The organism is Sodalis sp. RH24 (assembly GCF_047324145.1).
In the GTDB taxonomy this organism is placed as follows: Bacteria; Pseudomonadota; Gammaproteobacteria; order Enterobacterales; family Enterobacteriaceae; genus Acerihabitans.
Genome location: NZ_CP178729.1, coordinates 1,748,113 through 1,769,286, shown reverse-complemented (window position 1 = coordinate 1,769,286; position 21,174 = coordinate 1,748,113). Strand labels below are relative to the sequence as shown.

Annotated in this window: 26 protein-coding genes, 4 tRNA genes and 3 pseudogenes; 20 read left to right on the top strand and 13 right to left on the bottom strand. The window is 48.7% G+C overall.

Translation table 11 applies throughout. The annotated features are described in order from the left end of the window. Nucleotides 1–86 precede the first annotated feature (86 nt). The 3 genes from nac to ACL2XG_RS08170 all read left to right on the top strand — a co-directional run bounded on the left by nac (nucleotide 87) and on the right by ACL2XG_RS08170 (nucleotide 2,108). Nucleotides 87–1,010 carry a nitrogen assimilation transcriptional regulator NAC gene (gene nac / locus ACL2XG_RS08180; protein ID WP_410015864.1) on the top strand — a complete coding sequence of 308 codons (924 nt, stop codon included), beginning with the start codon at nucleotides 87–89 and terminating at the stop codon, nucleotides 1,008–1,010. A gap of 224 nt (nucleotides 1,011–1,234) precedes the next feature. Beyond that, nucleotides 1,235–1,501: a sigma-S stabilization anti-adapter protein IraP gene (locus tag ACL2XG_RS08175; protein WP_410015863.1), complete on the top strand. Its 267-nt coding sequence runs from the start codon at nucleotides 1,235–1,237 to the stop codon at nucleotides 1,499–1,501. Nucleotides 1,502–1,814: 313 nt separating this feature from the next. Beyond that, nucleotides 1,815–2,108, top strand: coding sequence for a hypothetical protein (locus tag ACL2XG_RS08170; RefSeq protein ID WP_410015862.1), 294 nt, complete (start codon nucleotides 1,815–1,817; stop codon nucleotides 2,106–2,108). A gap of 225 nt (nucleotides 2,109–2,333) precedes the next feature. On the opposite strand, the gene ACL2XG_RS08165 is transcribed toward ACL2XG_RS08170, so the two are convergent. The 3 genes from ACL2XG_RS08165 to wrbA form a co-directional block, all read right to left on the bottom strand. Beyond that, nucleotides 2,334–2,537 (bottom strand): HHA domain-containing protein, encoded by a 204-nt coding sequence (locus ACL2XG_RS08165; RefSeq protein ID WP_410015861.1) that lies wholly within the window; start codon nucleotides 2,535–2,537, stop codon nucleotides 2,334–2,336. Between the two features lie 687 nt (nucleotides 2,538–3,224). Further along, a complete protein-coding gene (locus ACL2XG_RS08160) occupies nucleotides 3,225–3,434 on the bottom strand; it encodes a YccJ family protein (protein WP_410015860.1) in 210 nt (69 codons plus the stop codon). A 176-nt stretch (nucleotides 3,435–3,610) separates the two neighbouring features. After that, on the bottom strand, nucleotides 3,611–4,210 hold the full coding sequence (gene wrbA, locus ACL2XG_RS08155; RefSeq protein ID WP_410015859.1) for an NAD(P)H:quinone oxidoreductase: 600 nt from the start codon (nucleotides 4,208–4,210) through the stop codon (nucleotides 3,611–3,613). Nucleotides 4,211–4,712: 502 nt separating this feature from the next. On the opposite strand from wrbA, the gene ACL2XG_RS08150 reads away from it, so the two are divergent. Beyond that, on the top strand, nucleotides 4,713–4,886 hold the full coding sequence (locus ACL2XG_RS08150) for a general stress protein (RefSeq protein ID WP_410015858.1): 174 nt from the start codon (nucleotides 4,713–4,715) through the stop codon (nucleotides 4,884–4,886). Between the two features lie 155 nt (nucleotides 4,887–5,041). On the opposite strand, the gene ACL2XG_RS08145 is transcribed toward ACL2XG_RS08150, so the two are convergent. Then, nucleotides 5,042–5,299 carry a DUF1883 domain-containing protein gene (locus ACL2XG_RS08145; RefSeq protein WP_410016585.1) on the bottom strand — a complete coding sequence of 86 codons (258 nt, stop codon included), beginning with the start codon at nucleotides 5,297–5,299 and terminating at the stop codon, nucleotides 5,042–5,044. Nucleotides 5,300–5,971: 672 nt separating this feature from the next. Here ACL2XG_RS08145 and ACL2XG_RS08140 point away from each other — a divergent pair. Both ACL2XG_RS08140 and ACL2XG_RS08135 read left to right on the top strand, forming a co-directional pair. Beyond that, nucleotides 5,972–6,691 (top strand): helix-turn-helix transcriptional regulator, encoded by a 720-nt coding sequence (locus ACL2XG_RS08140; protein ID WP_410015857.1) that lies wholly within the window; start codon nucleotides 5,972–5,974, stop codon nucleotides 6,689–6,691. A gap of 167 nt (nucleotides 6,692–6,858) precedes the next feature. Further along, nucleotides 6,859–6,934, top strand: a tRNA-Lys gene (locus tag ACL2XG_RS08135). A 617-nt stretch (nucleotides 6,935–7,551) separates the two neighbouring features. Here the strand turns inward: ACL2XG_RS08135 and ACL2XG_RS08130 are convergent. Together ACL2XG_RS08130 and ACL2XG_RS08125 are read right to left on the bottom strand one after the other, a co-directional pair. After that, the gene (locus ACL2XG_RS08130) at nucleotides 7,552–7,722 is read right to left on the bottom strand and encodes a KGG domain-containing protein (RefSeq protein ID WP_410015856.1); all 171 of its coding nucleotides are present in this window, start codon (nucleotides 7,720–7,722) and stop codon (nucleotides 7,552–7,554) included. A gap of 604 nt (nucleotides 7,723–8,326) precedes the next feature. After that, the gene (locus ACL2XG_RS08125; protein ID WP_410015855.1) at nucleotides 8,327–8,509 is read right to left on the bottom strand and encodes a hypothetical protein; all 183 of its coding nucleotides are present in this window, start codon (nucleotides 8,507–8,509) and stop codon (nucleotides 8,327–8,329) included. 447 nt (nucleotides 8,510–8,956) lie between these two features. On the opposite strand from ACL2XG_RS08125, the gene ACL2XG_RS08120 reads away from it, so the two are divergent. Further along, a complete protein-coding gene (locus ACL2XG_RS08120) occupies nucleotides 8,957–9,988 on the top strand; it encodes a helix-turn-helix domain-containing protein (RefSeq protein ID WP_413722406.1) in 1,032 nt (343 codons plus the stop codon). A gap of 340 nt (nucleotides 9,989–10,328) precedes the next feature. Here the strand turns inward: ACL2XG_RS08120 and ACL2XG_RS08115 are convergent, their stop codons facing one another. Beyond that, complete coding sequence (locus ACL2XG_RS08115) at nucleotides 10,329–10,673, bottom strand: GlpM family protein (RefSeq protein WP_410015853.1); 345 nt, start codon at nucleotides 10,671–10,673, stop codon at nucleotides 10,329–10,331. 127 nt (nucleotides 10,674–10,800) lie between these two features. Continuing rightward, nucleotides 10,801–11,025: a DUF2594 family protein gene (locus tag ACL2XG_RS08110; protein ID WP_410015852.1), complete on the bottom strand. Its 225-nt coding sequence runs from the start codon at nucleotides 11,023–11,025 to the stop codon at nucleotides 10,801–10,803. 652 nt (nucleotides 11,026–11,677) lie between these two features. Between ACL2XG_RS08110 and uvrY the strand changes: the two genes are divergently transcribed. The 6 genes from uvrY (at nucleotide 11,678) to ACL2XG_RS08080 (ending at nucleotide 15,210) form a co-directional block, all read left to right on the top strand. Continuing rightward, nucleotides 11,678–12,334, top strand: coding sequence for a UvrY/SirA/GacA family response regulator transcription factor (gene uvrY, locus ACL2XG_RS08105; protein WP_410015851.1), 657 nt, complete (start codon nucleotides 11,678–11,680; stop codon nucleotides 12,332–12,334). After that, the gene (gene uvrC / locus ACL2XG_RS08100) at nucleotides 12,327–14,159 is read left to right on the top strand and encodes an excinuclease ABC subunit UvrC (protein WP_410015850.1); all 1,833 of its coding nucleotides are present in this window, start codon (nucleotides 12,327–12,329) and stop codon (nucleotides 14,157–14,159) included. Before uvrY ends, uvrC begins: the two co-directional genes overlap by 8 nt. Nucleotides 14,160–14,216: 57 nt before the next feature. Then, complete coding sequence (gene pgsA / locus ACL2XG_RS08095; RefSeq protein WP_410015849.1) at nucleotides 14,217–14,765, top strand: CDP-diacylglycerol--glycerol-3-phosphate 3-phosphatidyltransferase; 549 nt, start codon at nucleotides 14,217–14,219, stop codon at nucleotides 14,763–14,765. Between the two features lie 158 nt (nucleotides 14,766–14,923). After that, nucleotides 14,924–14,998 (top strand) — tRNA-Gly (locus ACL2XG_RS08090). A 34-nt stretch (nucleotides 14,999–15,032) separates the two neighbouring features. Continuing rightward, nucleotides 15,033–15,106, top strand: a tRNA-Cys gene (locus ACL2XG_RS08085). Nucleotides 15,107–15,123: 17 nt separating this feature from the next. Then, a tRNA-Leu gene (locus tag ACL2XG_RS08080) sits at nucleotides 15,124–15,210 on the top strand. Nucleotides 15,211–15,340: 130 nt separating this feature from the next. Here ACL2XG_RS08080 and ACL2XG_RS08075 read toward each other — a convergent pair. From ACL2XG_RS08075 to ACL2XG_RS08065, 3 genes are all read right to left on the bottom strand, one after another. Further along, complete coding sequence (locus tag ACL2XG_RS08075) at nucleotides 15,341–16,357, bottom strand: tyrosine-type recombinase/integrase (protein WP_413722407.1); 1,017 nt, start codon at nucleotides 16,355–16,357, stop codon at nucleotides 15,341–15,343. Further along, entirely contained in the window at nucleotides 16,357–16,584 is a 228-nt protein-coding gene (locus ACL2XG_RS08070; RefSeq protein ID WP_413722408.1) for a DUF4224 domain-containing protein, read from the bottom strand. The genes ACL2XG_RS08075 and ACL2XG_RS08070 overlap by 1 nt, the downstream gene beginning before the upstream one ends. A gap of 322 nt (nucleotides 16,585–16,906) precedes the next feature. Further along, complete coding sequence (locus tag ACL2XG_RS08065; RefSeq protein WP_413722409.1) at nucleotides 16,907–17,365, bottom strand: siphovirus Gp157 family protein; 459 nt, start codon at nucleotides 17,363–17,365, stop codon at nucleotides 16,907–16,909. A gap of 49 nt (nucleotides 17,366–17,414) precedes the next feature. Between ACL2XG_RS08065 and ACL2XG_RS08060 the strand changes: the two genes are divergently transcribed. The 3 genes and pseudogenes from ACL2XG_RS08060 to ACL2XG_RS08050 form a co-directional block, all read left to right on the top strand. Further along, nucleotides 17,415–17,792: a hypothetical protein gene (locus tag ACL2XG_RS08060; protein WP_413722410.1), complete on the top strand. Its 378-nt coding sequence runs from the start codon at nucleotides 17,415–17,417 to the stop codon at nucleotides 17,790–17,792. A gap of 9 nt (nucleotides 17,793–17,801) precedes the next feature. Next, nucleotides 17,802–17,927 (top strand): annotated as a pseudogene (locus tag ACL2XG_RS08055) (DnaB-like helicase C-terminal domain-containing protein); the annotation flags it as partial. 65 nt (nucleotides 17,928–17,992) lie between these two features. Further along, a pseudogene (locus ACL2XG_RS08050) lies at nucleotides 17,993–18,381 on the top strand (site-specific DNA-methyltransferase); the annotation flags it as partial. On the opposite strand, the gene ACL2XG_RS08045 reads toward ACL2XG_RS08050, so the two are convergent. Then, nucleotides 18,378–18,737 (bottom strand): helix-turn-helix domain-containing protein, encoded by a 360-nt coding sequence (locus ACL2XG_RS08045; RefSeq protein ID WP_413722411.1) that lies wholly within the window; start codon nucleotides 18,735–18,737, stop codon nucleotides 18,378–18,380. The pseudogene ACL2XG_RS08050 and the gene ACL2XG_RS08045 sit on opposite strands and share 4 nt — an antisense overlap. Nucleotides 18,738–18,793: 56 nt before the next feature. Beyond that, the gene (locus ACL2XG_RS08040; RefSeq protein ID WP_410015826.1) at nucleotides 18,794–19,054 is read right to left on the bottom strand and encodes a type II toxin-antitoxin system RelE family toxin; all 261 of its coding nucleotides are present in this window, start codon (nucleotides 19,052–19,054) and stop codon (nucleotides 18,794–18,796) included. Between the two features lie 161 nt (nucleotides 19,055–19,215). Between ACL2XG_RS08040 and ACL2XG_RS08035 the strand changes: the two genes are divergently transcribed. From ACL2XG_RS08035 to ACL2XG_RS08020, 4 genes and pseudogenes are all read left to right on the top strand, one after another. Next, nucleotides 19,216–19,614, top strand: a complete 399-nt coding sequence (locus ACL2XG_RS08035; protein ID WP_413722412.1) for a putative holin — start codon at nucleotides 19,216–19,218, stop codon at nucleotides 19,612–19,614. After that, entirely contained in the window at nucleotides 19,607–19,912 is a 306-nt protein-coding gene (locus tag ACL2XG_RS08030) for a phage holin family protein (protein WP_413722413.1), read from the top strand. The genes ACL2XG_RS08035 and ACL2XG_RS08030 overlap by 8 nt, the downstream gene beginning before the upstream one ends. Before the next feature lie 2 nt (nucleotides 19,913–19,914). After that, nucleotides 19,915–20,530, top strand: a pseudogene (locus ACL2XG_RS08025) (glycoside hydrolase family 19 protein). Next, nucleotides 20,527–21,087 carry a hypothetical protein gene (locus ACL2XG_RS08020; RefSeq protein ID WP_413722414.1) on the top strand — a complete coding sequence of 187 codons (561 nt, stop codon included), beginning with the start codon at nucleotides 20,527–20,529 and terminating at the stop codon, nucleotides 21,085–21,087. The pseudogene ACL2XG_RS08025 and the gene ACL2XG_RS08020 overlap by 4 nt, the downstream one beginning before the upstream one ends. Nucleotides 21,088–21,174 lie beyond the last annotated feature (87 nt).

Genomic DNA, 21,174 nt, shown 5'->3' with positions numbered 1-21,174 from the left:
TAAATTTAAGTAAAACGATATTTTTTGGTCTGCTTCTTGCATTAATTCTCTTCGTTAGTTATGGCAAAGCTGCGACGGAGGCAGAAATGAATTTAAGACGACTAAAATACTTTGTGAAAATCGTCGATATCGGTAGCCTGACACAGGCGGCGGAAGTCCTGCATATTGCACAACCCGCGCTAAGTCAGCAAGTTGCCACGCTGGAAAGTGAACTCGACCAGAAATTGCTGGTGAGGACCAAACGGGGGGTAACGCCCACCGAAGCCGGCAAAATTCTTTATTCGCATGCCCGGGCTATTTTACAACAATGCGAGCTTGCGCAAAAAGCCGTCTGCAACGTTGACCAAACCTTGAATGGGCAAGTTTCCATCGGCCTGGCGCCGGGTACGTCATCTTGTCCGCTTATCATGCCTTTGTTGCAATCCGTCAGAGACCAATATCCGCAGTTAACGGTCTATCTGCATGAAAATAGCTCTACGGTGCTGAATGAAAAGGTGAGTAGCGGGCATCTGGATTTAGCTGTTCATTATGACCCGGCCATTTATTCAGGCATTAATAGCCTGCCGTTGCTAAAGGAAGATCTGTATTTGGTGGGCACCCAGGACAATCCTGGCAAAAGTATCGAACTGCACGATGTCGCCAGCCGGCAATTGTTCCTGCCATGTGATTTTTCGGCTATCCGCAAACGCGTGGATGAGGCTTTCTCCTTAAGGCGCCTGAGTGCGAAAATCATCGGTGAAATAGATTCCATCGCCACATTGACCGCCGCGGTGGCCAGCGGCATGGGCGCGGCGGTACTGCCAGAATCCACCGCCTCGGCCGTAGTGCGTTCGGCGAACGCCTGGATGTCGCGGATCGTCAGCCCTGGTTTGCCTTTACCCCTCACCTTGAACATGTCGTCGCGCTTGCCCCTTTCCCCTTCGGCTACTGTGGTCAAGAATCTGCTGACGTCCCTGGCGACTTCCGCAAAACCCGCCCAGGAAAAACAGGCATTGCTGCTGGCCAGCTAGCCTGAGTGGACCTAGGCAGCCACGATGAAACGGTCACCCGGGTATCAACGGGTGCCGTTTTTTTTTACCTGTTATCCACATCACGCGTGTCCTGGACGCTATGCTGTCCACTATCAATATTTGCTTGATATAAATTAATCTAATCAATTAATATGCTAAAAAATGCGAGCCGCTTTAAACGTTATTAAAGCGCGCTCGCACCCGATTTCATTAAAGGAACCCTAATGAACAGCTTATTGTCCCAATTGCTGATCACGCTTGCCCAAAAAGAAGCGGCGGAAAAAGAACTGCACGCCACGGTTGAATCGCTGGAAATATTAGTCGCCGCGCTGATTTCAGCCCTGGCGCCGGCTCAAAAAAAGGATGTTATCACCACGGTGGAAACAGCCCTTGACGAGATGCGGCAACGAACGGATATTGCCTACAAATCCGATCTTGATCTGCTCGGCAGCAATATCGAGCGCATCACGGCCGTGGCAAAACGTCGTTGACAGCGCACGGTTTTCAGAACCAACCGGCATTCACTTTGTGTCTGGCGTTATATTTTTTTATATATAGCGCTATGGGGGCCCTCGCCCATCAGCCCGCTTGTGTTGCCGCCAGAAGCCGATAAAACGAGGGTTTTCTTCAGGGAAGAAATATTTTTCACTATTTAAAGTACTATTTTTAGAGAGATATTATAAATTGTTTTTTTGAGCGAGCATTCCTGGCCCTGACGAATATACTATTTTTAAGATTGAGATAATTATTGGGTCTTGCGAATAGGCCGCTCAGCTGTAGTTTTTCATTAGTAGGTTGATAATTATGAAGACACTAGGGTTAATCCTCGAAAATGCACTGGAAGAAATCTGCGCGGGTAAAAAATTGTTTCTCCCCGAAGCCGGTACTCAGGAAGCAATGGACGCCTTTCAGTCGATAGCCAAAGCTATCAGTTATGCGGACAGTGAAGGATTGGTGGAACATTGCCAGTTTGGCATTGCCGATTTTACGGAGCGATTAACCTTTTCCAAGGTGCTGGTAGCAGGCGGTATAACAGAGCTGGGCTATGAGTTTTTGCGCAAGCGTTACGACAGCGACCGCCAGCAGAAAGTGAGTTAATGCCGTTGCTGGTTAGGTTACCCGTTTGCAAAACCACCAGGGCCAGCTGGTGCTTGGCAGCAAAGCCAGTTGCGTAAATTGTCATGTCTGATCGTGGGCAGCTCAGCGAGAGGTGACTCTCAGGGCGCCACTGATATCGGGATGGCGGCGTTGTTGGCACCGCTACAATGAACCCTATAGCACCTGACGTATTAAAACGGCACTGTTAAGCGGGTGTTCTGACGCTTATCTCACGTATTGCCATACGGTTGGGGGGACCTTGTCATACAGTTTTCCCATCGTCAGCTCCGCAAGGCGGTGATCCGCCGCACCGTAGAATTCGACCAGTTCCGCTTCCGGCAGTCTATCCTTCATATGTTCGACGACTTTTTCCAGCGTTTCAACCGTATTGCAGCGCCTCAGCCTCATTAAAAAATCAACTTTACCCATAAAATTGCATTTATCCGTTAAAAAGAGATGATAATCTCAGAAAATGAATTGGTTATGATTGCCGGGATATTATCAGCATCAAAATACCCGCGCGGCGAATCGGAATAAAATACGCAGCCCGTTTACCTTCTTCCGGGCGTTAATCATCAGCGTCTGGTAAACATGCATCTTGGATCTATGTAATATAGAAACTAACCATTCATTACCGGCATAGCCGTCCCAAAGAGGGCTAGCATAACAGCTTCTTGGCAGCTTGGATAATGATCGCTATAAAAATATCCATTTTGCGAGGAATATTAAGTTTTTAAGCGGGCATCTATTATAAGTTACATTAGATGATGCAACGGAAAAACGATATAAACCCTATAGTTAGCATGGGGATAGGGTTGAAATGTTATAAAAACCTTTCGCGGTTAATTTATTTTAATAACAGCGAGCCCACGGCTCGAGGTAAAAATAAAATAAGGTTTTAATATTTAATGTCACTTTTTTTGATTTTCTTTCAATGGCCTTTTACTAAATTAATTACTCTGTTTACCGGCGACTAACACCGGGCCAGCGTTTTCGTTATGAAGGCTAATGATGCCAAGGCCATCTGCACTCTATCGCGCCGGCATGGCAGTGCCCGGTGTGGCATCGTCTGTTTGCTCCTGTCACCGGGCAGATGTTTGGGAGGGTTATAGACCTCTAAACGTTTTTACGTTCAACCCTTTCCTCACCCCAAAAAAGCGTGTCTTTCGAGGTTTTGGCGAAAGCGATTTCCAGCGCTTCATCACTGCCATCTTCCCAGATTTTCTGCGCCAGGGCCTCATCGTTATCAGCGACCTGGAAGATAGCTTCGGCAATTTCAAGGGACGTTTCCCGAATCTCAGCCCATGCTTGTATGTTATCCGCCATGGTTTCTCCTTAATGAATTTTATAAGGTGGGTGGGTGCGAGGCATATACCTATTAATGATACAACCTGAACTATAGTGCAATTACGGGCAGACCGCCTTCCTGCCCGCATGGCCTGACAAGCGGCGCCGTGTTGGGGAACGGCGCTCGCGGCTGGCGCAACAAGGCGGGTCAGGGATCAGCTTTTCATTTTTAACGTAATACCGGCGACATATTCGCCCTGGTAACGGGCAATATCCAATTCCGGGGCCGAAGGCTGGCGCGATCCGTCTCCTCCCGCAAGCGTCGACGCGCCATAGGGCGTCCCTCCCCGCACCTGCGAGATATCAAACAGCTGTTTAGCGCCGTAGCCGATAGGCACCAGAATAAAGCCGTGATGGGCAAGCGTCGTCCAGGTAGAGGTAATGGTATGTTCTTGTCCGCCGCCGGTGCCGGTGGAGGTAAATACGCTGCCTATCTTGCCGTAAAGCGCTCCGGCGGCCCATAAAGCGCCGGTTTGGTCGAGAAAAGTACGCATTTGTCCGCTCATATTGCCAAAGCGGGTAGGAGTGCCAAAAATGATGGCGTCATAATCGGCCAGCTCCTGCGGCCTGGCTTCAGGGACATCTGGGCTGGATTTTCCTCCCGCCTGCGCAAACAGGTCCGGCGGCATGGTTTCAGGCACCCGTTTTACGGTGACCTCGGCGCCGCTTACCTTGCGCGCACCTTCGGCAACCGCCTGGGCCATGGTGGCGATGTGACCGTACATAGAATAATAAAGTACCAGAATCTTAGCCATATAAGTGCTTCCTTATCGGTGAGAAGATAGGGCATCAGCCTGCTGATGCCTTGATCGCTGGGATGATAGGGTATCGCCTGATCCTGCCTGGTGAATCCGCCTGATTGTCTTTAACCATAATAGTTTAGCCACACTATGCAAATGAATTATAATGGATTGGTTTTGCGGTGGCTGGCCTTACGATGAACAGGGTATTCATAAAGCCGATAAATGATAATAAATATTTCTGATTCCCAGGGGCAATAGTAATACCTTTCGACAAAATTTATTTAGGTTCAATGCATTACATTAGCCCGTTGAAATAATAAAGTTTTTTCATCGGTGTTTTGTTTCATATTATTAATATTTTGCCTGTCGGCTGCAGGATTAGCTATACTGTTTATCAAGGCGTTGGTAATACGCTGTTTGATTTTGTGAACCAGCGTCTTAATGAAGATAATGCTTCAAGATGATTATCTTCATTATGCCCTATGATTCTCTTAACTTAACTCGGAGGTTAACAATGACCGAACATCGTGGCGGTTCAGGTAACTTTGCGGAAGATCGTGAAAGAGCATCAGAAGCAGGCAGGAAAGGAGGTCAGCACAGCGGGGGAAATTTCAAAAATGACCCGCAGCGTGCGTCCAGAGCCGGTGAAAAAGGCGGCCGCAGCAGTAATAGCGGACGCCAGTCTTAAACCGCAATGGACATGACCACCGGCCGCCGGGGAAACCCGGCGGTTTTTTTATGCGTCAAAATTTTTTTGCGAGCAGCGGGTGCTGGTTATTATTGGGAAGCAGGCCAATTCAGGTTCGACCCCACGGTTTTTCACAGGCGAACCGGTCGCGCGTATTATGCCGGCAGATAACTGACGGAATGCTCCGGGCTTTCGCTTTTCGCATCAATCACTACACTCCATAACCCGCTGTATGGCACGCCCAGATAGGCTGTCGCCCGGTTGCTGACCCCGGGGATATCGCTGAATCCCAGGGCGGATGGCTCGGTAGGCTGCTGATTTTCACAGAGCAAATGAATATTGCATTTCTGGGAACAATGGACAACAACCGTGTCGCCACCAAATAGTTTCAGCCGCGTGCGAATAATGGACATGGAAAAACTCCCGATCTCAATGATGAATTTTAGATAATGCAGCATTTGCGTGAAGCGCATCACTGACATAACCAACAAACCACTGACCTTATAAAATCATTGAGTGGGCATAAATTTAATGACTTTAATCAAATTTTGTTGAGTTTAAAAAAAATAGTTGAATAAAAGCGCCCGCACTTGCGACAAGAGCGCGTCGTGACGTACAAAACCTGTCAATGGAGTCGCATATGGCCTGGCACGATCCTGTCCTTTGCCCATCATAAGGCCTTATGTACCCTGAAAGGTAACTGTCATCATGTCCTGAATTTTTCTCTGGTGCCAACGCCCGGCACCGGGCCGGCCCTTTCCGCCAACCCGGGATGTTGACCGGCGCTTATTGCCTGGCGCCGGCGTTGTGTGCAGGAACATCTATGCCTGCATCTTATGCCGGCGGGCAGATCCCGTCGTTTATGTTTACCTGCGCTTTGCACATTACCCTCTTTGTCGTAAGCAAAAAACGGTGGGGCGTCAGGCCAGCTAACCGGTGTGTGCCAGCGTAATGGCCAGTCATCGCGTAACAGGTCAGAACTCACCGACCAATAACGGCTTTATTATGCTTAGGTTGAACTCTGGTCAGGTAGATATAGACGTCAAAAATAGCACGCTGCGAGATAGTGAGGACTTAAAAATTTAATGGACGTTATGCATTTTATTCTTTTCAAAAAAAACGGTTCGTTACGTGTTGAAGGGGAATGCCATATTATTAAAAAAAATTATATTGTCGTGGCGGACCAGAGAATTATCACCGGTAAACAAGATAATGACGATGCAGTCTTTATCCGCTGTTACCCGGCAGACTTATTACACTTACGTCAGGACATTATTTTCGAGGAAAATTCTCTAACAGATTCTAGGTATGCAAATAAAATCTTGTATCGGTCATTCCCTATTGATAGTTTGATTATCGAAAGTACAGAAAAACTCATGCGTATGGCAAACAGTTTACCGAGCTGCTTTTTGTACCTCTATTGCCTTGGCATTGACAAATGTTATTTTTCGCACCTGTTGCGTCAATTTGTCGGCGTCAATATGAATAATACGTTACTGGACTTTTTTGAACAAAATTACCTGAAACAGTGGGCCGTGGCCAGATATGCCAGGGAGCTGGGCATTTCCCCCCCCAAATTGAACGTTGTCTTTTATCAACAATACGGGATGCCGATCAAACAGTGGTTAATGGAAAAACGGCTCAAGAAAAGCGGTGAGCTGCTTCTCACCACCACGCTGCGCGTGGCGGATATTGCTCTGGAGTGTGGTTTTAGCAGCCATGCACATTTTTCCGCCTTATTCCGCAGGCGTTTCCAGATTTGTCCGTCGCTATTTCGTACCATGGCAAAAAAAACCGCAAAATGATCTGTCATCAACATGGCTAATATGTAATCGCCTTTGTTAACAAGTGGTTAAGTGTGGCCATAATTCCACCAAATATAAGCTGCCAAACGCGTGTTTGCGCATTTTTGTTATAAAACACCACGAAGCGTTTGACAGGAGGGCTCAACTAGAGAATAATGCACGGCGTTGGGTCGTTAGCTCAGTTGGTAGAGCAGTTGACTCTTAATCAATTGGTCGCAGGTTCGAACCCTGCACGACCCACCAACAACCCCCTCCCTGTTGTGATCTGTATTACAATTTTAGACTCACCAAAACCCCAATATCGCCTCACGGCAATCCTGTATCCGCGAATAAAAATACCGCGCATTATTAGTTCGGCTTATTATTTAAGCAGGCATAACATAATGTATGCGAATATCCTAAAAGTGTCGATATCGCTATCACGCCAACTTTTTTAAATCCATTATGGGTTTCTGGGAGAAGTTTTTTGTCGATTTCCCAGGCTGTCGTCGTGTGAATGAATGCATGCTGATTAAAAACTAATCAAAAAGTCAATGTTTACCTGATGACTGCTTCAGCTGATGGCGAGTTTCAGCATGCGGTGTGAATAAGTGAGTATGGCCATATCACAAAGGCGTTGAATCCGGCGCTATACATGATCTGAAGGTAAAGTTTTCGTGGGTGCCAAGCTGTTAAAGGCGTGGGAGTTGCAAAATTTAATGCCCTTTCGCAGAGCGAAAGGGCATCAGTGATTGCTCTATTTTAATTTTACAGGCATGGATAAGTCCTTAAACATTTATTAAAATAGAGAATAAATCCGGGTTATAAGAATCTTGGGCAGGAGATTGCCATAACCCGCGGTGGGCAGAGATGAGCGGCCATTATTTATGGCTGCTGGAACCGCCTTTTTTACCAGCTTCAGATGCCTTTTCAGGATTGTTTTTGAAGCCACCGCCGCCGCTGCCGCTCTTCTGGCCGCCTTTTTTACCCGCTTCCGACGCTTTTTGTTTATCATCAGAGAAGTTACCGTTACTACCACGATGTTCTGCCATAATACTCACCTAAATTTATTAAAAACGATTAATAAGATTCATCTGAAGAATGGCAATAAAAATAGCGCCAAACCGAGATGATGAGTTGGTGGTATAAGTAATCCTTATCACCAGTAAATAAAGGTTAGAAGAGCTGGCGGAAAAGCGCAAATTTACATTTTGTTTGCGAATAATCTTACCATTTTTATATGGTATTGATTCCTTGTAGAAAATTTAAGTTTTGATCAATACCGCTAATAACGTTACTCCGTTGAATTTACATAGCAATATGAATTATTTTTATTGGCAAGTATTTGGCATTATGTTTTAATTCAATAATATCAATGCGTTAACTTTAATATAATTTTAAGTAATTATCTAAATGGAAAATTGTTATTTATAATAAGTACTAGGTTTAATGACATTTTCACTTAGGAAAAATACTGTCAAGCGCACGCAGGGCTGGCGCAGCGCCGGGTCAGGAATGTGCTGGATAGCATCAGAAAACTGGCAACGAGGAAAAATATCAAATTGCGGCCAATGGGCCACTAGCTGGACATAAAACCGGATGGCGGAAATAAGCGGCATCCGGTATAACGTTTAACACATACCTACAAAAAATGAATTATTTATGTTTATTTTCGTGGGATTTTTTGTTTTGTTCTCTGTCATGACCCTGCTTGGTTTGTGCGGGTTGCGCGTTGCCTGCTTCGTTGCCGGCAGACCGGTTTTCGTTCTTGCCGTTCTTTAGCTCAGCAGTGGACGCATTGTTTTTTTTGCTTGAATTTTCAACAGGTTTCTTGGACATGCTTATTCCTTAACCATAGATAACGACATTTGCCACTCTAAATGGGTTGGCCTACGAATACTGCGCCCTTCAGCGGCCGTTATTATGGATGTAGATCAATTTTTTTGTTATTGACGGGATTTCTTAGCAATGCCGACGATGTGTTTTATGCTGTGACTCTCTGGTTCTCGTGGCGGTGGGAAGCAAACCCCAGGCAATTACAGGCTTATGTTATGAATAGTGATGCGATACCGGTCGTTACTGTCAGGCGTTCACGCTGGCCCATCCTAAAAAAGATCTCTTGCAAAATAAAAAGCTAAAGATTATAGTGTATAATAATTATACTTGTTATTATTTTATGGTTGATTTCGCAACATGTCATGCCTGTTTATGATATTAGACATATAGTATGGTTGCGTCGTAGTTTATTTTCCGGCGCAGGGTCTTTTACTCGACATAAGCATTCAGATGACTAACCACAGCAGTCGTATTATCCTCGATAAATCCCTTGCGACAGAAGGCATTACATCTAAAATCGATCGTTGGCGCTCGGGTGTTAACGCCGCCTTGCTTGAATCCAATTTTTCGCATAGCCAGGCTGAACAGCTTACCTGGAGTGTCGAGGCTCATCATTTTGATGTGTTTATTTGCGGGCGACTGCGGTCTACTGGCCAAAGTCTCATTAATTTACCGCACAAATATGATAATTTAAATGACCATTTTATTTTGATGGTCGTGGTAGAGGGGGGTATTGAAGGCAAAGCGGGGTATGTTGATATTGAGCTTTCCCCTGGGGATATTATTTTACTCGACGTATTGCAGCCGATTAAAATGCAGATGAAAGAAGGGCGCAAGTCGAATTATGTCGATGTCCTTTACGTGGCTATCCCGCGCGCGCTGCTCTCGGAAATTGATGATTGCTGTCAACTACACGGAAAAATAATTCCCCAAAAAGATTTCCTGAGCCGCCTTATCGCCACTAATATTGCCGCCTTGATGAGCCACAGTGCTAATTTCAGCGACAGTGAGGTAAACCAGGTTGCAAGGCCTGTGATCGACTTTGTTATTTCAGCCATACGCTCTACTCACGCAATCATTCAGCCCATCATGATGGACACGAAAATACATATCATCACGCGGATTTGCGACTTTATTCAAGAGCATCTCCGTTTGCCGGCGCTCGGCGCGGAATTGATCTGTCAAAAATTCGGTTTGTCGCGCTCCTCGCTTTACCGGTTGTTTGAACCTTTTGGCGGCATTGTCGCCCATATCCGCAAAAAGAGAATCGTCGCCGCAACGCGAATGTTACTTAAACCGCAATATCGACAGTGGAAGGTGGCCGAAATCGCCTATTACTGGCAGTTTGAACCGGCCGCGTTTAACCGTCTGTTTTTCTCCGCTTATGGCCTGACGCCCAACCAGGCGCGCAAAGAGCATCACGAATTGTGGGCGCTGGAAAATATGAACGAATCGCAAGTAGTCTGGCTACGCTCACTTTGAAGGCCAAGGTTCGGCTCACTATCATCCAAGCCCTGGCGTTCGCGTTATCGCAGATTCATATCAGGGTTTGGTACTCGAACCGCAAGAACAGGTTACCAGGCTGCTGCAAGTACAATTTCCGACATTTTGCGGGCTGCCTTGTGGCACCGGATCGGAAGAGGCCCGGGGTTCAACGCAGCCAGTAAGAATCGATCCCGCCAGCGCAATCATCGCTAAAAACAATGCCTTTTTCATCGTTTACTCCTGCCATTTTTTTTGATTATAGCCTGCTTTTAATTAAATCCAGTATGGATTTCGCCATGAAATCAATACGAAAATAAGATTGATAGCGGTAAGGCGGTCAACCCGCGGCATAATAGCGTTGCCAAACGATGATCACCAGCAAGGCGGCGGCCGTCCAGCATAAGACCGCACCAAATAAGGCATAGGGCAGCCGCCAGGAACCGATAAGAAAATACAGGGAGATAAGATAGATCAGGTAGGGGATCACCGCCCAAATGCCGAACAGGATGGTGGTGCGCAGCGCATCGATGCCGCGCTCGCCGCCGACAATATAATGCGCGATAAGCGCAAAGGTGGGAAAGAGGGGAAGCAGTCCGGCAAGATAATAGTTGCGCGTTTTTGACAGCACCCCGATTAATACGACAATTGCGGCGCCCAACAAGGCTTTCAGTAATAAATTCATGGAATCACTAACGTACTTGAAGTCAGGATTGGCATTTTAGCATGGTTTACTTCAGGTCCGCTGTGGCCTATGGCGCTTACCCTGGCATCGGTTAAGAGGCACCCTGCCAGGGTATGCGCCTGAACGACTACTGCTTATAGGCGTACTTGATCTGTTTTATCGTATTGCTGAAGACATCCGCCTGCGCCGGGTCTTCCAGCTCGGTGATATATTTTTCCATCTTGATAATGACTTTGCCCGCGTCGGCTTGTCCCATGGCTTTGAGTATCAATGTCACCATGGCCTTCATGCAATTGAGCTCCTGCGCCAGAACGGCGTTATCATTGTCGGTGGAAAATTCAACATTGCCCATTGGGTCTCCTGGAATTTAATGTGGTCTCGGTCGATCCGGTTGCAGTGGCAAGGCCGTATCAACACCATTTCAGTGCCAATTATAACAGATTTGTTTTGGATATTTAACGAAACACCGGAGTATCTTCAGTGAAGAGGTTAAAAAATTTGCTCCCGCCAGGGATATAATTTACCGCGGGCAAAGCGGCATGGGCCGGCGAGGCATTCATCCGCAAGCGGCAATATGCGCTCGATAGCGTAAAATGTAAGTTCGAAAGTAATAACTAATTAATATTTTAATGAATATCTTTTCAAAAAGTATGATTTATTGATATGTAATTTTATAATTATTTTTTTTAATTCATTGTTTTTAATGTCTTTTCACTATTTTGTGCGACGGTCAACTTTTAAGCGATATAAACTGTGGACTGAATACCAATACGGAAGGCGAGGGTAGCGCCATCAAAGGATTGTGAAACAGTCAAGCGAATGTTGTTAAATTCTCTTGCCGTAGCTTAACCGATCTGTCTAAAATGAGTATCAACAGGTGGCACTGCTGAATTTTTATAGTATAAGCGGATATCTATATTCATTATTTACTTAAAAAGCAGTAATATTAAGTCATAAATATTTGATTCGCTTTACATCACTCCCTTTTTTTGGAGATTTTATCTTTGATAAGCGTTTTTCTTGTTGATGACCACGAATTGGTGCGTGCAGGGATACGCCGTATTCTTGATGATATCAAAGGTTTTAAAGTGGTTGGCGAGGCGCAGTGCGGTGAAGATGCGGTAAAATGGTGTCGCAGCAACTGTGTAAATGTCGTGCTGATGGATATGAACATGCCGGGTATTGGCGGTCTGGAGGCTACCCGTAAGATCATACGCTTCTCACCTGATATTAAAGTTATCATGCTCACCATTCACACTGAGAATCCATTACCTGCTAAAGTAATGCAGGCGGGAGCCGCAGGTTATCTAAGCAAAGCGGCGGCGCCTCAGGAAGTGATTTGTGCCATCCGCTCCGTCAATGCAGGCAAACGCTATATCGCTTCTGATATCGCACAGCAAATGGCCTTGAGCCAGCTCGAGCCACAGACTGAGACCCCGTTTGAATGTTTGTCCCAACGCGAGCTGCAGATCATGCTGATGATCACGAAGGGGCAAAAAGTGAATGAAATTTCAGAACAACTCAACCTGAGTCCTAAAACGGTTAATAGCTATCGTTATAGAATGTTTAGTAAACTTAACATCGGTGGAGACGTTGAGTTAACACATCTGGCCATTCGGCACGGGTTGTTTAATGCGGAGAGTTTATTAAGCAGTGACTGACAGCTTCAATCCTAAAGAATTTCTTAAAACCGTCACCAGTCAGCCCGGCGTCTACAGAATGTACGACGCTACGGACACTGTCATTTATGTCGGCAAGGCAAAGGACCTGAAAAAACGTCTGGCGAGTTACTTCCGTCTGCAGGTTTCCAGTCGCAAAACCGAAGCCTTGGTCAAGCTCATCGCCCAAATCGACGTCACCATCACCCATACCGAGACCGAGGCGCTGTTACTGGAACATAATTATATCAAGTTGTTCCAACCGCGTTATAACGTCTTGCTCAGGGATGATAAATCCTACCCGTTGATTTTCCTTAGCAGCGATACGCATCCGCGCCTGAGCTTTCACCGCGGCGCCAAGCATGCCAAGGGCGAGTATTTCGGTCCTTTTCCCAACGGCTACGCCGTGCGGGAAACGCTTGCGCTGTTGCAAAAACTGTTTCCCATCCGGCAATGCGAGGACAGCGTTTACCGCAACCGTTCCCGCCCCTGCCTGCAATACCAGATCGGGCGCTGTCTGGGGCCGTGCGTTAAAGGACTGGTGAGCGATGAGGAGTACCAACATCAGGTTGATTATGTCCGCTTGTTTTTATCCGGCAAGGATCAGCAGGTCCTGAATCAGCTGGTCGAGCGCATGGAGCTGGCGAGCCGGGCGTTGAATTTTGAAGAGGCCGCCCGGGCGCGCGATCAGATACAGGCGGTAAGACGGGTCACCGAAAAACAGTTTGTTACGGGGGATCATGAGGACCTCGACGTTATCGGCGTGGCGTTCGATGCCGGAATGGCGTGCGTGCACGTGTTATTCATCCGGCAGGGCAAGGTCTTGGGCAGCCGCAGTTATTTTCCTAAAGTGCCGATAGGAACCGACCTTTCCGAAGTGGTGCAGACGTTTGTCGGTCAGTTCTACCTGCAAGGCAGCCAGATGCGGACATTGCCCGGGGAAATTCTGCTTGATTTTTCCCTGCCGGAAAAAGATTTGTTATCGGAATCGTTAAGCGAACTGGCCGGTCGTAAAGTCCACATCCAGTCCCACCCCCGCGGCGATCGCGCGCGTTATCTGAAATTAGCGCGTACCAATGCCGCAACGGCGCTGGTGACAAAGTTAGCGCAGCAGTCCACGATTCATCAGCGTCTGGCGGCGTTGGCGGAATTGCTGGGCCTGGATGCCATCAAGCGGATGGAATGTTTTGACATCAGTCATACCATGGGGGAACAAACCATTGCTTCCTGCGTCGTGTTCGACGCCAATGGACCCGTGCGGGCCGAGTACCGCCGCTTCAATATAGAGGGCATTACCCCTGGGGACGATTACGCGGCCATGACCCAGGTATTGCGCCGCCGCTATGGCAAGGCGCTGGAGGAAAGCAAGATTCCCGATGTGGTGATTATCGACGGCGGCAAGGGACAATTGGGGATGGCGATTGATGTGTTTGCCCAGCTGGATGTGCCCTGGGATAAATCACGTGTTATTTTGTTGGGGGTGGCCAAAGGCACCGACCGTAAGGCCGGGTTGGAAACGCTGTTTTTCAAAGCCCACGGCGAAGGCATATCGCTGCCGCCTGATTCGCCAGCCCTGCACGTCATCCAGCATATCAGGGATGATTCGCATAACCATGCGATTACCGGGCACCGCAACAAACGCGCAAAGGTCAAAAATACCAGCGCGTTGGAATTAATTGAGGGTGTGGGCCCTAAACGTCGACAAACCCTGTTAAAATACATGGGCGGTTTGCAGCCTTTACGGAACGCAAGTCTTGAGGAAATTGCTCAGGTGCCCGGTATTTCGAACGCATTGGCAGAAAAAATTTTTAATGCATTGAAACACTAACGGCGATGTAGCAACATACTCGTTATCTCCGTCCAGCCAGATAGTTAACGTGGCATTATGCAATTGAATATACCGACTTGGCTTACATTGTTGCGTGTCGTAATGATACCTTTTTTCGTCCTGGCTTTTTACCTGCCTTTCTACTGGGCGCCCCTGGCCTGCGCGTTGATCTTTATCCTGGCGGCGGTCACTGACTGGTTTGATGGCTTCCTGGCACGTCGCTGGAAGCAAACGACGCGTTTCGGCGCGTTCCTGGATCCGGTGGCGGATAAAGTCATGGTGGCCATCGCCTTGGTCTTGGTGGCGGAACATTTTCATTCCTGGTGGATAACGCTGCCCGCGGCGACGATGATCGCTCGTGAGATCATTATTTCGGCGCTGCGCGAGTGGATGGCTGAGATTGGCAAACGCAGCAGCGTCGCCGTTTCCTGGATCGGCAAGGTGAAAACCACCGCCCAGATGCTGGCGCTGGTTGCATTGCTCTGGCGCCCCGAGCAGATCGTCACCGGTATCGGCATCGCCGCGCTTTATGTTGCCGCGGTACTGACATTCTGGTCGATGTTTCAGTATTTGAACGCCGCCCGTCATGATTTGTTCGAACACTGATCGAAGCGCCGTAAAAATCAACAAACAGGCGCCTGGGCGCGATAATTCTATTGACTCGCTACGTCAGGTCAGTAGAATGCAACGCATCGAGAGCAACGACCGATTGCCAGACGATAACAGTAAAAATTAGTAAGTTAAAACAAGTAGCTTTCATCGATGCGGGAATAGCTCAGTGGTAGAGCACAACCTTGCCAAGGTTGGGGTCGCGAGTTCGAGCCTCGTTTCCCGCTCCAGATGTACAACGAAGCCTTTTTAAGAGGCAGCAAAGGCGCGTTGGCAGAGTGGCCATGCAGCGGATTGCAAATCCGCCCACCTCGGTTCGACTCCGGGACGCGCCTCCAATATGTTATTCCCCGACGCCCGGGTGGTGGAATCGGTAGACACAAGGGATTTAAAATCCCTCGGCTTTATGGCTGTACGGGTTCAAGTCCCGTCCCGGGTACCACACCAGAATTCGTAATAAAAACAAAGTAGTATGAATAAATTGATACCGCCGATAGGCGGTTTTTTTATGCCTGATTTCCTGCATTGCTAACATCACTTCCTAACATGATTTTTGTGAGTCGCATAACTATTCATTTTTTTTGACCGCCGACGACGGGGACCACTTCGGTTTTGCGATCGTAGCGCGCCGTCTGCGAGGCGTTTTTATGCCCGGAAATCACCTGTTTTGCTGCCAATGTACCCTCCAGATCCGATATGCCTTTAGCCTTCAAATCATGAAACGTAAAGTCAAAGTCTAGATCGGGAAACGTGGCCGCCGCGGTGAGTTTGGTATTACGCCAGCGGCTGTTAAACCCATCGCGGCTGTAACCGTGGCCGGACGGTTGATGAAGGATATACAGGCTGGTCACGCCAGGGGACTGCGGTAATCCTTCAGCTATAGCGATGGCGCGACGTAGGCGATCGCTCCATGCCTTAATCTGTTTCTTGCCGGTTTTACCCTGAGTGATAAAAATCCCCTCGGCTAATAACTGGCTGCGCTTTAGCGACAATATGTCGGCCTGCCGGGCGCAACACAGGTAAGCCAGCTCCATAGCGGCGCGCACAACGTCCGGCGCGATGGAGTATAAAGCCTGATATCCCGCATCGGAAATATAGCGATCGCGGGAAACCTCCTTGAATTGTCTACCCCCTTTGCAGGGGTTCATTTTCACTTTGCCGCGTTCATAGGCCCAGCGGTAAACGCGCAACAGAAAGGCTTTCTCCCGGTTTGCCTGCGTTGGGCTTTTGACCCCACGTTTATCCATATACTTTCTGATATGCTCAGGTTTGATATTATTCGGTTCCATTTCACCAAACACTTTCAGCAACCTTGTGGCGTATTTACGGTAATCCTTCTGCGTTTCGATGGCCAGTTCGCCAAAATCCGCTGAGTGGAAAAACTCTTCGCTTAATCCGGTAAAATCACTGATAACCCGCTTTTTGCTATTCACCCGCTCGAAATGGCTCCACATCTCGGATAGCGGGGCGTCAAGAGAACATAATGATATTGAACCACCCAGCGCCGGGTGGAATTCATATTTGGTTTTTCCCCGATAGACGCGGGATGGTAGCGCGCGGTCGGCCGGATTCTTACGTTTCCCTGACATCAATCCATCGCCTCGAAGTTAGGTTCCTGGCTTTCTATTTTTTCGACGAAGCGTCGCGCGCCGCCGGGGTTCATAAAGTGGCCCCACGTGGTGCAGGGATGCCCATCGGCTTTTTTGATAAAGAAGATGCCGGCATTTTTAAGCAACTCGCATTGCTTGGACTTATAACGGAATCCGGTTATCTCAATCATTTCTTTTAAGGTGATGGTGTCGTGATCGTCTTTCATGGCCTTGCCTCGTTATTTCTCTCAATCGTTCTATCGCCTGGTCTGCCGCTTCGCAGGCGGCGATATCCTGCTGAATCATTTGCTGTTTACGGGCAGTAAAAAATAATCGTCCGATTTTCATATCTAATGCTGAAAGCAGGCAAATGCCCGGTTGCCATGGTTGTATGATGGTCTCCTTGTGGGATTCCACCATGCTAGCCATGCGGTCGCACATCGCCGCGCGCCAAATAGGTTTGCAACATGTTATTTCCCGCCTGTTATGTCTTGTGGAATTGATAATCCGTTGCGCTTAGTGGGCGCCATACATATTTACAAGTATCTTTCATCGAACGCGCAGCGAGCGGGGGCTTGTTTCAATATGCGCGCCAGGCACTATGACGCCAGTATCAATGGCGTCCTTGATGGCTTTTTTATCCGGTGCCGTTATCACGCTGATATCGACAAACTCATCGGGCAATTGGCTTTCATTGTCGATAATCACCCTGGCCGAACCTTTAGCGGCGGTAAATGTATCGGAGGTAGTATTCAAACTGTCCTGAGTCGCGGCAAGTAAGCAGTTTAAAATATAGTTCTTAAGATTTTTCGCCTGCGTTTCGAAGCTTTTTTTGCGGGCAGAAAGCCGCGCCGCCTCTTCATCACAGTTTTTTGCCAGCCCATCAAGATTACGAACCAGGGAATAGGTCGCGTCAAACTTGTCGGCTATCGGCGGGCTGCTGAAAAGCGGCGCCTCACCCGACGCCCTGGATGTTCTGGCCACGTTGCCGGATGAGGCATTTAACATCGGGTTTTACCGCACGGCGTATTGAGAAATCAAAAAACACGCCCTGAGTTTGGGCGTTATCGACGGACTGCTGTTAAGCGAGGCCCTGGGCGGCGACAGCCTTTCCGAGTTCACTGAGGCCATGCGGCAGCCGACGGTGGAATCCAACCTAAAAGGCTATGCCAAGCTGACCGGCAAAAGCTGGTTTACCCGCAAAGCGATTGCCCTGTTTCAGGGAATGGCCGACTCTATCCGAGAGGCGCGTAATCAGCAACAGCGTGACCAGGTGATTGAAGGCGCGTTGGCAAACCTGGTCGAGCTAACCACCGACAGCGGCGATATCATTCCGGTGCATATCCAAGATCTTCTGCCGTCCTACATGGACTTGATTGATAAGCGCATGAGCAGCGATGCCAGCATCACCAACCTGATGACCGGTATTCCCTAGCTGGACGCCATGCTGGGCGGCATCAACCGCCAGGATTTGGTGCTACTGGCCGGACGGCCGGGTATGGGCAAAACCGAGATTTTGTTGTCCATGGTGGAGGGCGCAACGCGCAACGGCGGCGGGATGCTGATATTCAGCATGGAAATGGCCGCCATGCAGCTGGTGGAGCGCTCGATTGCCGGCGCGGGCAACCTACCGTACGTTTGTCGGCGCAATATCAGATGTTGCAACAAACCTACGCCGGCCTTGCCATTGAATATGCATCGTTACGCCGGGAGTACCAGCAGATGCGCCGGCCGTTCGCTGTCACCAAGGATGTGCTTTATACCGACGTTTGGACATTACGCCCGTTCAGTCATACCCAGGCAAGCATCCCTGCGAAAAGCCGGCCGACATGATGCGGCATATCATTCAGGCCAGCAGCCGGCCCGGCGATGTGGTAGCGGATTTTTTTATGGGTTCCGGCGCCACGATAAAAGCGGCGCAGGCGCTCGGTCGCCGCGCTATCGGCGTGGAGTTGGAGGAAGAACGTTTTCTGCAGACCGTCAAAGAGGTCGAGCAAATAGCCCCTACTGGGGCCACGTTTTAAAGCGTTAGCTGTTCCGGTCGGCAGCCATACAGCGCCGCCAACTTTTCACGGGTTTTTTTCTGTGGTTTTGAGTCCACGGATTCCCACTGCGACACGGCGGACTGAGTGGTGCCGAGTTTTTCGGCAACATCGTATTGTGACAATCCTGAATGGATACGCCACGCGGCCGGCAGACTGACATCTTGATCAACCATGATGGCAACCACTTCACCAGGAACGGTTTCATCGTCGTGTTTGTCGGCGTGGTAAGGAATATCTTCCCAGCCGTCATTGATCAGGCTTTCATATTCCGCTATCGGTAACACCACGAACTGCGGCCGACCTGAAACGTCATTGATGTACTGTATTTTAGACATATTCGGGTTTCTCTGTTTTCGCGTTATGTCGTGTGAGGAATAGCGGGTTTCCCCGCCTAATAGGTTGTTGATGTTCTACGCTTCACTGCCTGAATGGTGCAAATTACCGGTTCACCGTCGTCAATCTCGAAAATAATTCTGTAATCGCCCACCCGCAATCGGTACTGGTTATCAACGGCTTTCATCTTCTTGATATCAAGCTGAACGCTGGGGAACGATGCCAAACTATTTACTTTTTCTACGATGGTTTTCCGGTACCTGCTGTCGATTGCGCCCATTTGCTTAAGCGCTTTCCTCGACCATCGGACGTTAACCATATTCCCTCGTTTATAAGAACATATCCGCTTGGGATGATTAGATAATAAGATAAATATCTAATCAAGGCAAGTAAAATCTAATTATTTTTCTAATGACTCTGCGGCTGCTTGCGGGTGGCCTTGTTATACCCTCAATGAGGACAAACAACGAGGGAATCATCATGTCCGAGCCGGTCTCTGCAACTGCCGTCGTGACAACGGGGGCCGGTGTCGCCACCCTGGGTTGGTTTAGTGGTTTGGACCCGGCAGTGGTTATCGGTTCCTTCGCCGGCGCGGTTTTTTTCGTCACATCGGCTGCCGATCTCACCGTCCCTAAGCGGTTGGGATTTTTTATCGTCAGCCTGGTATTCGGCGTACTAGCTTGCCGCCCAGCCTCGGAAATTATCACCACCGTTTTGTTGTTACATACCCGATTGCCTGACTCTATCGGCGCGCTGGTGGCGGGGGCAATGGCCATCAAAATTCTGATGGCGAGCAGTATCGGTGGCGGGACGGCAAAATTGCTGGGCAGCCTCGGGGCGTTTTTATCCTCTTCAGGGAAGGGAGGTAAGGATGGCTGACAAGATAGTACTGATTATCCCAAACGGGGGTGAAACGCTGCTAATCTTGAATACGATCATCTGCGGCATGATTGCGCTGCGCCTGATGTTGTTTAAACGCAACGGGGCCACCCATCGGCCATGGGGACGTTGGCTGGCTTATATCCTGATTGTGTTTTACGGTTCTTATCCGATCCGCACGCTATTGGGTGAATACGTGCTGGTGGACTGGATGCAGATATTTATTAACGCCGTGATCTGCGGGGCCGTTATCAAAACCGGCGGCAATATCGTCCAAATTTTCAAAGTATCGAGATAACCATGAATCTTAACCAATTTCAGCGCACGGCTAACCTCAGCGCGGGGCTTGCTGCGCGTTGGTTTTCGCCTTTCACCGATACCATGGTCGAGTTTGAAATCAATACCCCCAAACGCCAAGCCGCCTTTATTGCACAAATAGGCTGTGAATCGGCGGGCTTCACAACGTTGGCCGAATCGTTTAATTATTCTATCCAGGGCCTAAAAGACACCTGCGCTGGCCGGCTAAGCGCGTATCAATGCGAAATGCTTGGGCGAAGCGGTGACAGGCCGGCACAACAGACCGCCATTGCCAATTTGGTCTACCAGGGCCGCTACGGCAATAAAGCCCCAGGCGATGGCTGGAAATTTCGGGGCGGGGTTAAAGCAGGTGACTTTCCTGGATAACTACCGGCAATGCGGAAACGCTCTCGGCATTGATCTGGTGGCAAATCCTGACCTGCTGCTGGTGTACAAATACGCTGCCCGGTCAGCCGGTTGGTTCTGGCAATGGCATAATCTCAATCAATATGCCGATAACGGTGACTTTAACCAAATGACCAAGGTTATTAACGGCGGCACTAATGGCCTGAGTGACCGACGCAGCAGGTTGAAAATTGCCGAGGGCGCGCTGTTATGAATCTGTTCATCGTAATAAAAGAGTATTGGCGATTGATTACCAGCTTGATTGCCTACCTGAAAACCAGCCGGATAGCGCCCTATGCCAACCCTGAAACCTGCCTAACCCAAAGGGAAGAGCCGAAGCCGGTTCAACCGCTCGTTGTTGCCACTCATACCATCATTGCCAAGGATATCACCATGTCATTCTCTTTAAGCTCCATTGCTACCGCCATTTCATCCAGTTTGTCCGTTGTTGCCGGCGCTGAAAAGCTGTACGCGCTGGCAAGCGATCTGATTGAAAAAGTCGAAGCCGCTTATGCCACTTCCGCCGGGACCGGCCAGACAAAAAAGAATACCGTGCTGGCTGTATTATCCGTTGCCGCTGATGGCGTCAATACGGATTGGGAAACGGTGAAAAATGACCTATCCCTTTTTATCGACTCGGGTGTCGCTACATATAATAGCGTGAAGAAATTGATGCCTGCGGTTGATAGCAGCGTTGTTAATCCATCCTTATCTACCGCACCGGAAATACAGGCAACTGTCGCCGATACCACTTCCCTTGTATCACCGTGATTAGAAAAATCCAGACGTAAACAACGATCATTCCCTGGCCGCCCCGGTAGGCACCGACGGCATTTCCCAGCTTGATGTCTGGGGCGC

Excerpts from the sequence above, each read along its gene's own strand:
- nac (WP_410015864.1), top strand. The coding sequence starts at position 87 with ATGAATTTAAGACGACTAAAATACTTTGTGAAAATCGTCGATATCGGT.
- ACL2XG_RS08175 (WP_410015863.1), top strand. The coding sequence starts at position 1,235 with ATGAACAGCTTATTGTCCCAATTGCTGATCACGCTTGCCCAAAAAGAA.
- ACL2XG_RS08170 (WP_410015862.1), top strand. The coding sequence starts at position 1,815 with ATGAAGACACTAGGGTTAATCCTCGAAAATGCACTGGAAGAAATCTGC.
- ACL2XG_RS08165 (WP_410015861.1), bottom strand. The coding sequence starts at position 2,537 with ATGGGTAAAGTTGATTTTTTAATGAGGCTGAGGCGCTGCAATACGGTT.
- ACL2XG_RS08160 (WP_410015860.1), bottom strand. The coding sequence starts at position 3,434 with ATGGCGGATAACATACAAGCATGGGCTGAGATTCGGGAAACGTCCCTT.
- wrbA (WP_410015859.1), bottom strand. The coding sequence starts at position 4,210 with ATGGCTAAGATTCTGGTACTTTATTATTCTATGTACGGTCACATCGCC.
- ACL2XG_RS08150 (WP_410015858.1), top strand. The coding sequence starts at position 4,713 with ATGACCGAACATCGTGGCGGTTCAGGTAACTTTGCGGAAGATCGTGAA.
- ACL2XG_RS08145 (WP_410016585.1), bottom strand. The coding sequence starts at position 5,299 with ATGTCCATTATTCGCACGCGGCTGAAACTATTTGGTGGCGACACGGTT.
- ACL2XG_RS08140 (WP_410015857.1), top strand. The coding sequence starts at position 5,972 with ATGGACGTTATGCATTTTATTCTTTTCAAAAAAAACGGTTCGTTACGT.
- ACL2XG_RS08130 (WP_410015856.1), bottom strand. The coding sequence starts at position 7,722 with ATGGCAGAACATCGTGGTAGTAACGGTAACTTCTCTGATGATAAACAA.
- ACL2XG_RS08125 (WP_410015855.1), bottom strand. The coding sequence starts at position 8,509 with ATGTCCAAGAAACCTGTTGAAAATTCAAGCAAAAAAAACAATGCGTCC.
- ACL2XG_RS08120 (WP_413722406.1), top strand. The coding sequence starts at position 8,957 with ATGACTAACCACAGCAGTCGTATTATCCTCGATAAATCCCTTGCGACA.
- ACL2XG_RS08115 (WP_410015853.1), bottom strand. The coding sequence starts at position 10,673 with ATGAATTTATTACTGAAAGCCTTGTTGGGCGCCGCAATTGTCGTATTA.
- ACL2XG_RS08110 (WP_410015852.1), bottom strand. The coding sequence starts at position 11,025 with ATGGGCAATGTTGAATTTTCCACCGACAATGATAACGCCGTTCTGGCG.
- pgsA (WP_410015849.1), top strand. The coding sequence starts at position 14,217 with ATGCAATTGAATATACCGACTTGGCTTACATTGTTGCGTGTCGTAATG.
- ACL2XG_RS08075 (WP_413722407.1), bottom strand. The coding sequence starts at position 16,357 with ATGTCAGGGAAACGTAAGAATCCGGCCGACCGCGCGCTACCATCCCGC.
- ACL2XG_RS08070 (WP_413722408.1), bottom strand. The coding sequence starts at position 16,584 with ATGAAAGACGATCACGACACCATCACCTTAAAAGAAATGATTGAGATA.
- ACL2XG_RS08065 (WP_413722409.1), bottom strand. The coding sequence starts at position 17,365 with ATGTTAAATGCCTCATCCGGCAACGTGGCCAGAACATCCAGGGCGTCG.
- ACL2XG_RS08045 (WP_413722411.1), bottom strand. The coding sequence starts at position 18,737 with ATGTCTAAAATACAGTACATCAATGACGTTTCAGGTCGGCCGCAGTTC.
- ACL2XG_RS08040 (WP_410015826.1), bottom strand. The coding sequence starts at position 19,054 with ATGGTTAACGTCCGATGGTCGAGGAAAGCGCTTAAGCAAATGGGCGCA.
- ACL2XG_RS08035 (WP_413722412.1), top strand. The coding sequence starts at position 19,216 with ATGTCCGAGCCGGTCTCTGCAACTGCCGTCGTGACAACGGGGGCCGGT.
- ACL2XG_RS08030 (WP_413722413.1), top strand. The coding sequence starts at position 19,607 with ATGGCTGACAAGATAGTACTGATTATCCCAAACGGGGGTGAAACGCTG.
- ACL2XG_RS08020 (WP_413722414.1), top strand. The coding sequence starts at position 20,527 with ATGAATCTGTTCATCGTAATAAAAGAGTATTGGCGATTGATTACCAGC.